This window comes from Chromohalobacter sp. 48-RD10 (assembly GCF_029889785.1).
Taxonomy (GTDB): Bacteria; Pseudomonadota; Gammaproteobacteria; order Pseudomonadales; family Halomonadaceae; genus Chromohalobacter.
On sequence record NZ_JARANX010000007.1, the window covers coordinates 1 to 12,706 of the forward strand.

The following is a 12,706-nucleotide window of genomic DNA, read 5'->3' on the forward strand; positions in this document are numbered from 1 at the left end:
AGGCCGAAGCCGGCGAGACAATGCTTGGCAACGCTTTCAATCGCGGCGTTGCCCGAGGCCTTTCGAGATGCGGCGCATTCTACCGAAATCGGCGTTACTGTCAAGCGAGAAGCCACCCGAAGGCTTGAATTTCTCAAGCAAGTCAGCCACTTGCGCCACCCCTTCACCGCCGGCCACGAACCCCGTCGCCGGCAGCGGATGCGTACTTTACGGATCCGCCGACGCGAACGCAAGGGGTTTTTGCTCAGATTACAAAGCTATCGACGAAACGGTGTACAGGGGTGCTTTCCAGGCGCGCCTGATCCGCGCACAGCGCCAGAATGTCATCGCAGTGACGCGTCGGGAATCGTGTCGCGAGATTAGCGCTAAACTTCGCTTCCAGGAGGGGCATACCTTCCTCCCGGCGCCGACGATGGCCGATGGGATATTCGACAGCCACTTGCTCGGTCTTACTGCCATCCTTGAAGAACACCTGAATCGCATTGGCGATGGAGCGTTTGTCGGCCTCGAGATACTCGCGGCTGTAACGTGCGTCTTCAACCACTTCCATCTTGTCACGCAATTGATCGATGACCGGATTCGCCGCATGGAAAGCATCTTCGTAATGCTCGGCGACCAGATGTCCGAAGATCAAGGGGACAGCCGTCATGTACTGAAGGCAATGGTCGCGGTCGGCGGGGTTGGCCAGATGCCCTTCCTTGGAGATGATGCGAATCGCCGATTCATGGGTGGTAATCACGACCTTATCGATGTCCTCCAGGCGGTCCTTGATCTGAGGATGCAGCGTCACGGCTGCTTCGCAGGCGGTCTGGGCATGGAACTCCGCCGGAAAGCTGATCTTGAACAGCACATTTTCCATGACATAGGAGCCATAGTCCTGACTGACACGAAAGTGGCGATCTTCTTCCGGCTTGAGCTTCTGATCCTTGTTGGTCTTGGAGAACAGCACATCATAGAAGCCCCATTGTGGCGCAGTCAGCACACCGGGAATCCCCATTTCGCCACGCATGACGATATCCGCCAAGCGTACGCCGCGCGAGGTTGCATCGCCCGCCGCCCAGGACTTACGTGACCCGGCGTTCGGCGCATGCCGATAAGTGCGCAGGCTCTGGCCGTCGACGAAGGCATGCGACAGCGCGGCAAGCAGTTGTTCACGGTCTGCTCCCATCAGTTTGGCGACCACTGCGGTAGACGCCACCTTGACCAGGGCGACATGATCTAGCCCTACCCGATTGAACGAGTTCTCGAGTGCCAGTACGCCCTGAATCTCATGGGCCATGACCATCGCCTCGAGTACATCACGCACGATCAACGGTGCTTCGCCTTCGGCTACGCGCTTTTGCGATAGATGATCGGCAATCGCCAGGATCCCCCCCAGATTGTCTGAAGGATGCCCCCACTCCGCTGCCAGCCAGGTGTCGTTGTAATCCAGCCAACGAATGATGGCGCCGATATCCCAGGCTGCCTTGACCGGATCGAGACGCAACTGGGTACCCGGCACACGCGCACCGTGCGGTACGACCGTCCCCTCGACCAACGGCCCTAGATGTTTGGTGCACTCGGGAAAGCGCAGTGCCAACAAGCCGCACCCCAGTGTATCCATCAAGCAGTAACGGGCGGTTTTCAGTGCCTCCTGCCCGGTGACGCGATAGTCCAGCACATAATCGGCGATGGCCTGCAGCTCGGGATCGTAGTCAGGACGTTGGTTCTGTTCGACGTTGGCACTCATGTTGATTCCTTGAAGTCAGACTCGAAGCTCGAAGCCAGTATTATTGACGCTGCTCGATGGGCACCCAGTCGCGCTTCTCCGGCCCTACATAATCCGCGCTGGGGCGAATGATGCGGTTGTTCTCGCGCTGCTCGAACACATGGGCACACCAGCCGGTGAGGCGCGAGCACACGAAGATCGGGGTGAATAGCTTGGTGGGAATACCCATGAAGTGGTAGGCGCTGGCGTGGAAGAAGTCGGCATTGCAGAACAGTTTCTTCTCCCGCCACATCACCGCCTCGACACGCTCGGAGACGGGATAGAGCTCCGTATCGCCCACGTCGTCCGCGAGACGTTTCGAGCACTGCTTGATGATGGCGTTACGCGGGTCGGATTCGCGATAGATCGCATGCCCGAAGCCCATGATCTTTTCCTTGCGTTCGAGCATGCCCATCAGCTCGCGTTCGGCCTCCTCCGGCGTTTGCCAGTTCTCGATCATGGCCATCGCGGCTTCGTTGGCTCCACCATGCAGCGGACCGCGCAACGAGCCGATGGCGCCGGTCACGCAGGAATGAATGTCCGACAGCGTCGAGGCGCACACGCGTGCAGTGAAGGTCGAGGCATTGAACTCATGCTCGGCGTACAGGATCAACGAAACGTTCATCACTCGTGCATGCAGCTCGGAGGCCGGCTTGCCATGCAGCAAATGCAGGAAATGGCCGCCCACCGAGTCATCGTCTGTCTCGGTATCGATCCGCACGCCGTCATGACTGAAGCGATACCAGTAGTTGATGATCGAGGGAAACGCCGCCAGCATCCGGTCGCTCTTATCCTGCTGCGCGGCGAAGTCCTCCTCCGTCTCGAGATTGCCCAGCATGGACGCCCCGGTACGCATCACATCCATCGGGTGAGCATCGGCGGGAATCTGTTCAAGCACGGCCTGCAGCGAAGCGGGCAGGCCACGTAGCGATTTGAGTCTGGCCACGTAGGCCTCGAGCTCCGCCTGATTGGGCAATTTCCCCTTGAACAATAGATAGGCGACTTCCTCGAAGCGCGCCTGCTCGGCAAGGTCGTGAATGTCATAGCCACGGTACGTCAGCCCCGAGCCGGACTGGCCCACGGTACATAACGCGGTGCTGCCGGCGCTCATGCCGCGCAGGCCGGTACTGGTAGGCGTTTTATCCGCCATGGCGAGCCTCCTTGTGCCAGATCGTTATCGTTGTTGCCTCATACCGATAGTGCATAGCCATGCCGCCCGTTCATTTGTCTTCGTCGAACAGGGCATCCAGCTTGCGCTCGAAGGCGTGGTAATCGAGAAACTCGTAAAGCTCATCGCGCGTCTGCATTTTGTCGAGGACATCGCGCTGATGTCCGTTGTCGTGAATGCTGCGGTACACCTCAAGTGCCGCGGCATTCATGGCCCGGAACGCCGACAACGGATACAGCACCATGCGGCAACCCACATCATGCAGTTCCTGTTGAGTGAACAATGGCGTGGCGCCGAACTCGGTGATATTGGCCAGGATCGGCGCATTGACGCGCGTGCAAAACGCGCGATAGTCCTCGAGGGTATGCACGGCCTCGGCGAAGATGGCATCGGCACCGGCCTCGAGACACGCATTGGCGCGCTCGATGGCCGCTTCCAGCCCTTCCTTCTGGAAGGCATCGGTGCGCGCAATCAGATAAAAATCGTCATCCAGACGCGCATCGGCTGCCGCCTTGATGCGATCCACCATCTCTTGCTGCGACACGATGGCCTTGTTGGGCCGATGTCCGCAGCGCTTCTGGGCCACCTGGTCTTCCAGGTGCACCGCCGCCACGCCAGCGCGCTGCATTTCCTTGATGGTGCGCGCGATATTGAACGCTCCGCCCCAGCCAGTATCGATATCGACCAGTAGCGGAGTCTCTGAGGCTGCCGTAATACGCCGGGCGTCCTCGGCCACATCGTTCATGGTGGTCATGCCCAGATCGGGCAGGCCGAAGGACGCATTGGCCACGCCACCTCCGGAGAGATAAATCGCCGGATGGCCGACTTTCTCGGCCATGAGCGCCGTATAGGCATTGATGGTGCCGACGATCGGCAAGGGGCGATGCGCCTCGAGTGCCGCACGAAAACGTGCACCGGGAGTAGGATGGCTCATGACGTCGTATTCTCCTCGAAACGGGTTTGGGACGCCTGCTCGTCGAGTGTCTCGGCATAATGCTTGGCGACATTCTCGCGAGACGCACTGACGTGGCGACGCATCAAGAGTTCGGCCAGTTCCTCGTCGCCTGCCTCGATGGCATCGACGATACGATGGTGTTCGACGAAGGCACGCTGCGGGCGCGCGCCGCTGGCACTGAATTGCGTGCGGTAAAGACGCACCAGGTAATAAAGGTCGTCACAAAGCATGGTCATCAGCATGCGATTGTGGCTGCCCTGCACGATGCAGTAGTGGAAATCCAGGTCACCCTCGCGCTGGAAATAGGCCTCGTCGCGCTGCAGGTCCTCCTGACGCTCGTGGATCGCCAGCACATCGCGCAGTCCGGCGATTTCAGGCGCCGTCATGTATCGCGCCGCCAGGCGCGCCGCCATGCTCTCGAGGGCTTCGCGCAGATCGAACAACTCCAGCAGTTCACGCATGGAGAGTTTGACTACGCGCGCACCGACATGCGGGACACGCTCGATCAAGCGGTGGGCTTCCAGGCGTCGCATGGCCTCGCGCAGCGGGCCGCGCGAAATGCCATACGTCTTGGCAAGGCCCGGCTCGGTGATCTTGGCACCGGATGCCAATTCACCTCGCACGATGGCGCTTTGAAGTTGGTGAAAGACGCGCTCGGCGAGTGTGCGCACTTCGGGAGCGTCGTCATGACCAGTCGCCGACTGCCAAGCATCATGGGAATCGGCGTTATGAGGTAAAGGAGGAAGCGTCATGTAATTGTCGACAATAAAGAATAAGCATTACCTTAGTAATCTACTCCAAAAGGGTCAACTGCCTGAAGCCCGGCGCTCCTACACCTTTCGCCGCATGGCCAGCACTCACCGGTGACCACGTTGTCGACAATTACTCATCTTCATCCTTATTAAGCGAAGCTGCTTATTGCAACAGGCCGGCGAGTCGCCGGGGTTTTTGAAACGGCAGGGAATGGTCAGTGCCCGGCAGTTCAATGTAGCGCCAGTCGGACCGTCGCTGCGCCAAGGTTGAGTGGTAGGCTTGCATGGCCGCGAGGCTCTTGCCCCCCACGACGCTCGTGACGTCGCATTGCGCTTCGAGCAGGGCATCGCGGTCGAGATGCCGAACGGCATCGGTCACGCAATCCAGCGCATTGGCGAACCCTTGGGGACGGTACGCGAGACGGCGTATCATCATGCGCTCGGCTCGTGGGTTGCGCGATCGATGCGGCGCAATCAAATCCAGAAAGGCGACGATACCCGCTTCCGGTGTCGGTGCCTCGCGAATGGCACACGCCGCCTCGGCATAGCCATCGCGCACCCGTACCATGGTCGCGTGATCCTCGCGCTCCAGAAGTGCGGGCTCGAGCAGCATCGTACGTTCAATACGGGCGCCTAAGCGTTGCTTGAGACGCATCGCTACCAGCCCGCCAAACGAATAGCCCATGACATCGCATTGATCGATACTCTGGGCGTCGAGCACGGCTTCGATATCGTCGACGACGTCATCCAGCGAGAAAGGCCGCTCACGATCATCTATCGCACGCGTCGCCCCCATGCCCCGCAAGTCGGGCATCAGGAACGTTCGCCAGGTATCGAGATACGTCACCATCGGCCCCCAGGTCAGCTCGGCCGCTACCCCGGCACCGTGCAGCATGACCACATTGCCCGCGCCCTCGCGACGCTCGAGGCGACGCCAATGGCACTGCTGATCCGGGCGCACCAATATGCCTTGCCGCACCTCGCCCTCATCCGGCGACATTGTCATATTCGTCATCCTCTATGTGCCGCGCCTCTGGGGCGTTGAATGGCCGTTATTATCCGCACACGCTCACGAGCGGACAAATCCGGCTAGTTTCCCTACAATGAGCCGCCCGTGACAGGACGCTGCACCGATGCCGAGACTCGAACTGACGCCCCTGCCCTATCATGGCGACCCGCTGGCACGCTTCGAGCGCATGCGCCGTCGCCCCGGCGCCGTACTGCTGGACAGCGGCTTCCCGGCGGCTCCCGGTGGACGTTACGACATCCTTAGCTGCGACCCCATCGCCTGGCTGGAGGTCAACCGAGACGGCCGGGTGACTAGTGACATCGCGGACCTTCCTGATGACCCACTCGCCGCTCAGCGTGCCTTGCTCGAGCACCTTCCCGACCCTGGCGTGACGAGCGAGCTGCCGTTTCTGGGTGGTTTGATCGGCTACTGGAGCTACGATTTCGGGCGTCACCTGGAGACTTTTGCGGATCATGCCTGCGAGGCAGTCACGCTGCCCCACAGCCGTGTCGGACTCTACGACTGGGCCCTCATCCACGATCATCACGCTCGCCAAGCCTGGCTCGTGGCTACACCGGCGCGGCGCGCCCAGGTGTGGGAATGGCTAAAAGTCGCGCCAGCGTTGGACTCGACATTCAAGTTGCTCTCCCCCTTTCGAGGCGAACTCGACCGCGTCGCCTACGGCGAGCGCTTCCGTGCCGTACAGCATTACATCCGCAGTGGCGACTGTTACCAGATCAACCTGGCCCAGCGTTTCAGCGCCCCCTACCAAGGCGATTTATGGCACGCCTATCGGCGACTGCGCCAAGCCACGCCAACACCTTATGGCGCCTACCTCGCCTGGGACGACAAGGGCATTCTGTCGCTGTCGCCGGAGCGCTTCCTCGAAGTCGTCGAGGGACGCGTAGAAACGCGCCCCATCAAGGGCACCCGGCCGCGCGGCAACACTACCATCGAGGATCGGCGCTACGCCCGCGAGCTGCGCGACAGCCTCAAGGATACCGCCGAAAACGTGATGATCGTCGACTTGCTGCGCAACGATCTGGGGCGTGTCTGTCAGCCGGGGAGCGTCCGCGTCCCCCAATTATGCCGCCTGGAGAGCTACGCCAATGTTCACCACCTGGTCAGCGTGGTGACCGGTAAACTCGACGCGACACGCCATGCGCTGGACCTTCTGGGAGCGGCGTTTCCCGGCGGCTCGATCACGGGCGCGCCCAAGATCCGCGCCATGCAGCTCATCGACAGTCTCGAACCCAGTCGCCGTAGCGTGTATTGCGGCAGCATCGGCTACGTCGATGTGCGCGGACGAATGGATACCTCCATCGCCATCCGCACCGCCGTGGCGGATGCCGGGCAACTGCATCTCTGGGGCGGTGGTGGCCTGGTCGCGGACTCCGACGAGGAAGCCGAATACCAAGAGACACTCGCCAAGATTTCGCGCCTGATGGAGGCGCTCGGCACCGAAGAGCCGCATGAGCGCAACGAATCGCGTATCCTGAACGAATGACAACCGCTATGCCTGAATCCGCGTCTACCGACAGCGTCAGCCGGTATCGCATGCGTCGGCGCCGTCAGCGGCGTCTCATCGTCGGCGTCAGCGTACTAACGCTCGCCATGGTCATCGCCGATATCGCCACCGGCCCAGGTCACTATCCGTTGCGCGATGTGCTCATGACCCTCGTCGCGCCGAATCAATCGTCGGATGCGCTGCGCGTCATCGTGTGGAACATTCGTCTGCCGGTGGCCTTGATGGCAATCGTTGTCGGTGTGAGCCTGGCACTCGCTGGCGCCGAGATGCAGACTATCCTCAACAACCCCCTGGCCGACCCGTTCACGCTGGGCATTTCCTCGGCGGCGAGTGTCGGCGCAGCGCTCGCTATCACTCTTGGCGTCGGCATCGTGCCCTTCGCCGATACGTTACTGGTCACCGGCAACGCTTTCCTGCTGGCCCTGGCCGCATCGCTTATCATCTGGGGCGTGAGTCGCCTGCGTGGTGTCAGCGTGCAGACCCTGGTGCTGATGGGCATCGCCATCATGTTCTTCTTCAACGCCATGCTCGGCCTGATGCAGTACGTCGCTTCCCCCGAGGCCTTGCAGCAACTGGTGTTCTGGTCACTGGGCAGCCTCGGCAAGGCCAGTTGGGGCAAGGTCGGCCTGGCGACACTGGCGCTTTGCGTGACGCTGCCGGTATTTCTTCATGCCGGCTGGCGACTCACCGCGCTGCGCCTGGGCGATCTTCACGCCCAGGCCATGGGCATCGATGTCGCGCGCTTGCGGCTGCGTATTCTTCTGTGCTGCTCGCTGTTGGCGGCCACCGCCGTGGCCTTCGTGGGGACGATCGGCTTCGTCGGCTTGGTGGGCCCGCATATCGCTCGCTTGCTAGTCGGTGAGGATCAGCGTGTCTTTCTGCCCATGTCCGCCCTCAGCGGGGCACTGATCATGTCCGTCACCTCGATCCTCTCGAAAACGCTGGTGCCCGGCATTCTGCTGCCGATCGGTTTGCTCACTGCACTCATCGGGCTGCCGTTTTTCGTCTCGCTGATCCTGCGCAGCCGCAAGGAGATATGGAGATGACGCTAACACTCGAACGCCTCGATTGCCGCTTGGGTGACACACCCATCCTCGAGGGTATCGCCGGCCTCGAGGCCCGACCGGGCGAGATCACTGCCTTGGTCGGCCCCAACGGTGCCGGGAAATCCACACTGCTCAAGGCCGTCGCCGGCCTCCAACGCGCCAACGGTTCGTTCATGTTGCATGGCCAGGGATTGGCGGCACTATCGCTCGAACAGCGTGCCCGACATCTTTATTACTTACCGCAAGAACTCGGCTCCCGCGCCGTCCTCAACGTATTCGAGGCCGTGCTGCTGGCACGTCGCACCTGCATTCACGAGCCACATGAACGCGCGCTATTCAAGGTGCAGGAGACACTTCAGGCTCTGGAACTGGAACCGCTGGCCGAGCATGAATTGAGCCAGCTCTCGGGCGGGCAGCGTCAACGGGTCGCCATCGCGCAAGCCGTGACGCGCGAGCCGTCGCTGATGCTGCTCGACGAACCGACCAGCGCGCTGGATCTGCATCATCAATTGCAAGTGCTCGACTGGCTGACTCGACTCGCAGCACAGCGCCATATCATCGTCGTCATCGCCATTCACGACCTAAGCCTGGCGGCGCGCTTCGCCCAGCATGTATGGATGCTCAAGGCAGGCCGCGTCGCCGCCAGTGGTACTCCCGGCGGCGTCCTGACCCATGCGCGTCTACGCGATGTCTATGCCATCGAGGCGCACATTGAATGGCCGGACGACGAACCGCCGCGTATCACGCCCCTCACAGCGATTCACTCATTGGGGCGATGAACACAGGATTTAATGCAGATAAGTTCTAACAAGTAACCCGAAACCTTCGTTAAAGGTATATAAGCTTCGAACCAATCGATATTGGGGGATCGTTTCGGCGGTTTGCTAGGGTATATCCATTCGTCGAAGTCGACAGACTTCACGCCACCTTCCACAGGAGCTCATCATGTCCCTCGATATCGATGCCATCAATCGCGATCTTGGCCACGACCCGGAGGCCCTGGTTCGCTGGGCACTCTCGCTCGATGGCAAGGCGATCTGCACGACCAACTTCCGGCCTTTCGAGGCAGTGATCCTGCATATGATCACGCAGGTGCAGCCGAACATTCCCGTGGTCTGGATGGACTCAGGCTATAACACCGAGGCCACTTATCGCTTCGCAGAAGAGATCAGCCGTCAGCTGGACCTCAACTTGACGATCTATCATCCGCGCCGCTCACGCGCGCATCGCGATGCCGTCGAGGGTGAGTTTCCAACCATCGACGATCCGCGCCACGCGGCGTTCACTGAGGAAGTCAAGTTAGAGCCATTCCAGCGGGCGCTGCGCGAGGCCGCGCCGCGTGTCTGGCTCACCGCGCTGCGCGCCGAGGACACCGCTGAACGTGCCCAGATGCAGCCGGTCTCGGTCAATCAGGATGGCTTGATCAAGGTCGCGCCCGTGCTGCACTGGAGCGCCAAGGACATGTATCAGTACCTGCAGAAGCACGATCTACCCAACAACTTCGATTACTTCGACCCGACCAAGGTGGAAGACAAGCGCGAGTGCGGGCTGCATCTTCAGCACTAGGCGTTAAACCCCAACCATCGAACGAATGACACGAACGCGCGCCATGCCGATGCCCACCTCCACGGAGCATCGGCATTCTCGTCTTTCCGGGCCGCTCTCAGCGCACCGGCAGCTCGATGCCCTCGAACAGAACCTGTTCGTGACGTGGCCCTGCCGCCAGCGCAGCTTCGATACTGTCTCGATCGAGGTGGGGGGCGAAGCGATTGACGAAGTCGAACATGAAGCCGCGCATGAAGGTGCCACGGCGAATACCGATCTTGGTCGTCGAGCTTTCGAACAGGTGGCTGGCATCGAGCGCTACCAAGTCGCGATCGACGACAGGGTCGACCGCCATGTGCGCGACGATACCCACCCCGAGCCCCAGGCGAACGTAGGTCTTGATGACATCGGCATCGGCAGCGGTGAGTACCACGTTGGGTGTCAAATCATGCGCCTTGAAGGCATCGTCGAGCTGCGAACGACCGGTAAAGCCGAACAAGTAGGTCACCAGCGGATACTCGGCCAGGGCTTCGAGCGTCAGCGTTTCCACCGACGCCAAGGGGTGGTCCTGTGGAACCAGCACGCAGCGGTTCCAGCGATAGCATGGCAACAGCACCAGATCGGTAAAAAGCTCCAGCGACTCGGTACAGATCGCGAAATCAGCCTGCCCTTCACTGACCATCTGAGCGATCTGCTTGGGCGTACCCTGCTGCATGTGCAGGGCGACATCGGGATACTTCTGCCGGAACTCATGAATGACCGGCGGCAGGGCATAACGCGCCTGGGTATGAGTAGTGGCGATCGATAGGCTACCGCGCCGCTCGTCGCTGTGCTCCTGCGAAACGTGCTTTATGTTGTCGACGGTGCGCAGCACCTTGCCGGCCAACTCGATTATTGCCTCGCCGGCCGGTGTCACACGAGTCAGGTGCTTGCCGCTACGCGCAAAGATTTCCACCCCCAGCTCATCCTCCAGCAAGCGTATCTGCTTGGAAATGCCCGGCTGAGAAGTAAACAGACTTTGCGCGGTGGCGGAGACATTCAGGTTGTGCCGGGCAACTTCCCAGATATAGCGCAGTTGCTGGAGTTTCATGAGCGATGCCTCCCGACCTAGCAATCTTTTATGGCATAAAATTTAAATTTGTGATTACTTTAAAGCATATGGTGCGAGAGTAGAAGAGCGTCGACACCCTGGCAATACCGCACCATGGTGGTGCGTGAAAAAGCGCCGACATGATAGGCTGATGCTATTGTCACCATACCGATGGGGCATTTGCCAGGGCCATGGTCAACGGCTACCATCGCCTCATCTACGCTCGCGAAAGCGCAACGGAATACTGGAGAGATTCGTAATGGCTAATAATGTCGATGTCACCTCCGCTAACTTCGAGCAGGAAGTCGTCAATGCCGAACAGCCCGTACTGCTCAAGTTCTGGGCACCGTGGTGCGGCCCTTGCAAGATGATGGCCCCCGTCGTCGATGAAGTCGCCGATGAGAAGGCCGGTGGCGTCAAAGTCGTCAGCATCAACGTCGACGACGCACCGGAAATCGCCGCCGAACAAGGCGTGCGCGGTGTTCCGACCGTGATGATGTTCAAATCCGGCGCCAAGGTCGCTTCCCTGGTCGGTGCACAGTCCAAGTCACAGCTGACACAGTTCATCGATCAGAACGCCTGAGATCAACGGCGTTAAGCTATCGAAGCATGCTGACAATCGCCCCGCTCATGCGGGGCGATTGTCGTTACGGGATCATCGAAGCATAGGCTAGTCGGGAGGTGGCTCCGGGTTCATCTCAGCACGACGACGTTGCACGCGCTCGGAAGGACTCAGCAATCTCGCCAGCCAACGCGTCTCGGGATGACTATCCAGGGCAATCTTGAGCGTCATGGTCAACGGCACCGACAGCAACATCCCCACCGGCCCGAAGATCCATCCCCATACCACCAGCGACAAGAAGGCCACCAGCGTGGAGAGCCCCATTGTACGCCCCATGATCCGTGGCTCGATGATATTGCCCATGAGGAAATTGATCGCCAGATAGGCACCTGCCAGCAGCATCGCCTTGAAGGGGCCTCCTTCCGGCATCGCCAAGGTCAAGAGCACGGCAGGAACGGCCGCCAAGGCCGAACCGATATTGGGAATGTAGTTGAGACAGAACGCCAGGGTCCCCCATAACAGCGCGAAGTCGACACCGATCACCACGCACGTGCCCCACACCAGCACGCCGGTCACCAGACTGATCACCGTCTTGATGGCTAGATAGCGCTTGAGATTGCGACTGAACTCGGTGAAACGCTGGAGACTCGGCGCCGGATTGAGCAAGGCCTGCGAGATCTTGTTGCGGAACTCCAGGGTCTCGAACAACATGAAGATCACCAACAGCATGATCACAACACTCTGCGAGAGCAGGTTACCCACGCTGCCCAGAAAGACGGGGACCCAATCGGTCGCCTGGGAAGCATCGAGAAGCCGCGAGACACCCTGGGGGTTGATAGAGATTCCCTGCTCCGCCAGCCACCGCAGCACGGTCAGATAGTGCTCTTGCAGTTGCTCCTGAAGCTTGGGCAAGGCGTTCATGAAGGTCGTGAAACTATTGCCGAGCAGTGCACCCAACAGGGTCATCAACACGCCGAGTATCAGCAACGTAACCAACACCGACAACCGCATGCCCAAGCCATGCTCATGCAGCCAATGTACCGGCGATGTACAGATGACGGCGATGAAAAGCGACAGCAATATGGGGATCAGCAAGTCGGAGCCGGCTTGCATGCCGCCAACGATGACCACCAAAGACGCCAGCGTCAGCATCAGGTTGAGAGGGAGGTTCTGTGAACCGGGGTCGTGTCCGGGGGACATGGGGCGTTCGCATCCTTGACGAAACCAAGACCCTATTCTGCCTGGCAGGGGTTACTTGCACAAACGCCACATCACGCCACACGAGAATAAAAGGCGAACCCGAA

At 60.3% G+C, this 12,706-nt stretch carries 12 protein-coding genes; 5 read left to right on the forward strand and 7 right to left on the reverse strand.

The features are described 5' to 3' along the window. Positions 1 to 244: 244 nt before the first annotated feature. The 5 genes from prpD to OP496_RS09505 all read right to left on the reverse strand — a co-directional run bounded on the left by prpD (position 245) and on the right by OP496_RS09505 (position 5,628). On the reverse strand, positions 245 to 1,729 hold the full coding sequence (prpD, locus tag OP496_RS09485; RefSeq protein WP_280563381.1) for a 2-methylcitrate dehydratase: 1,485 nt from the start codon (positions 1,727 to 1,729) through the stop codon (positions 245 to 247). 40 nt (positions 1,730 to 1,769) lie between these two features. Further along, complete coding sequence (prpC, locus tag OP496_RS09490; protein ID WP_280563382.1) at positions 1,770 to 2,897, reverse strand: 2-methylcitrate synthase; 1,128 nt, start codon at positions 2,895 to 2,897, stop codon at positions 1,770 to 1,772. Positions 2,898 to 2,967: 70 nt separating this feature from the next. Continuing rightward, positions 2,968 to 3,849 (reverse strand): methylisocitrate lyase, encoded by an 882-nt coding sequence (prpB, locus tag OP496_RS09495; protein ID WP_280563383.1) that lies wholly within the window; start codon positions 3,847 to 3,849, stop codon positions 2,968 to 2,970. Beyond that, entirely contained in the window at positions 3,846 to 4,622 is a 777-nt protein-coding gene (locus OP496_RS09500; RefSeq protein ID WP_280563384.1) for a GntR family transcriptional regulator, read from the reverse strand. The genes prpB and OP496_RS09500 overlap by 4 nt, the downstream gene beginning before the upstream one ends. A gap of 163 nt (positions 4,623 to 4,785) precedes the next feature. After that, complete coding sequence (locus tag OP496_RS09505) at positions 4,786 to 5,628, reverse strand: alpha/beta hydrolase (RefSeq protein WP_280563385.1); 843 nt, start codon at positions 5,626 to 5,628, stop codon at positions 4,786 to 4,788. Between the two features lie 127 nt (positions 5,629 to 5,755). On the opposite strand from OP496_RS09505, the gene pabB reads away from it, so the two are divergent. The 4 genes from pabB to OP496_RS09525 all read left to right on the forward strand — a co-directional run bounded on the left by pabB (position 5,756) and on the right by OP496_RS09525 (position 9,771). Then, a complete protein-coding gene (gene pabB / locus OP496_RS09510) occupies positions 5,756 to 7,138 on the forward strand; it encodes an aminodeoxychorismate synthase component I (protein ID WP_280563386.1) in 1,383 nt (460 codons plus the stop codon). Positions 7,139 to 7,146: 8 nt separating this feature from the next. Beyond that, a complete protein-coding gene (locus tag OP496_RS09515) occupies positions 7,147 to 8,205 on the forward strand; it encodes an iron ABC transporter permease (protein WP_280563387.1) in 1,059 nt (352 codons plus the stop codon). Next, on the forward strand, positions 8,202 to 8,984 hold the full coding sequence (locus OP496_RS09520; protein ID WP_280563388.1) for an ABC transporter ATP-binding protein: 783 nt from the start codon (positions 8,202 to 8,204) through the stop codon (positions 8,982 to 8,984). The genes OP496_RS09515 and OP496_RS09520 overlap by 4 nt, the downstream gene beginning before the upstream one ends. A gap of 166 nt (positions 8,985 to 9,150) precedes the next feature. Then, positions 9,151 to 9,771: a phosphoadenosine phosphosulfate reductase family protein gene (locus OP496_RS09525; protein ID WP_280563389.1), complete on the forward strand. Its 621-nt coding sequence runs from the start codon at positions 9,151 to 9,153 to the stop codon at positions 9,769 to 9,771. A gap of 97 nt (positions 9,772 to 9,868) precedes the next feature. Here the strand turns inward: OP496_RS09525 and cysB are convergent, their stop codons facing one another. Next, positions 9,869 to 10,840 (reverse strand): HTH-type transcriptional regulator CysB, encoded by a 972-nt coding sequence (gene cysB / locus OP496_RS09530; RefSeq protein WP_178999988.1) that lies wholly within the window; start codon positions 10,838 to 10,840, stop codon positions 9,869 to 9,871. Between the two features lie 259 nt (positions 10,841 to 11,099). On the opposite strand from cysB, the gene trxA reads away from it, so the two are divergent. Then, complete coding sequence (gene trxA, locus OP496_RS09535; RefSeq protein ID WP_280563390.1) at positions 11,100 to 11,423, forward strand: thioredoxin; 324 nt, start codon at positions 11,100 to 11,102, stop codon at positions 11,421 to 11,423. Between the two features lie 87 nt (positions 11,424 to 11,510). On the opposite strand, the gene OP496_RS09540 is transcribed toward trxA, so the two are convergent. Next, positions 11,511 to 12,602: an AI-2E family transporter gene (locus OP496_RS09540; protein ID WP_280563391.1), complete on the reverse strand. Its 1,092-nt coding sequence runs from the start codon at positions 12,600 to 12,602 to the stop codon at positions 11,511 to 11,513. Positions 12,603 to 12,706: the final 104 nt, after the last annotated feature.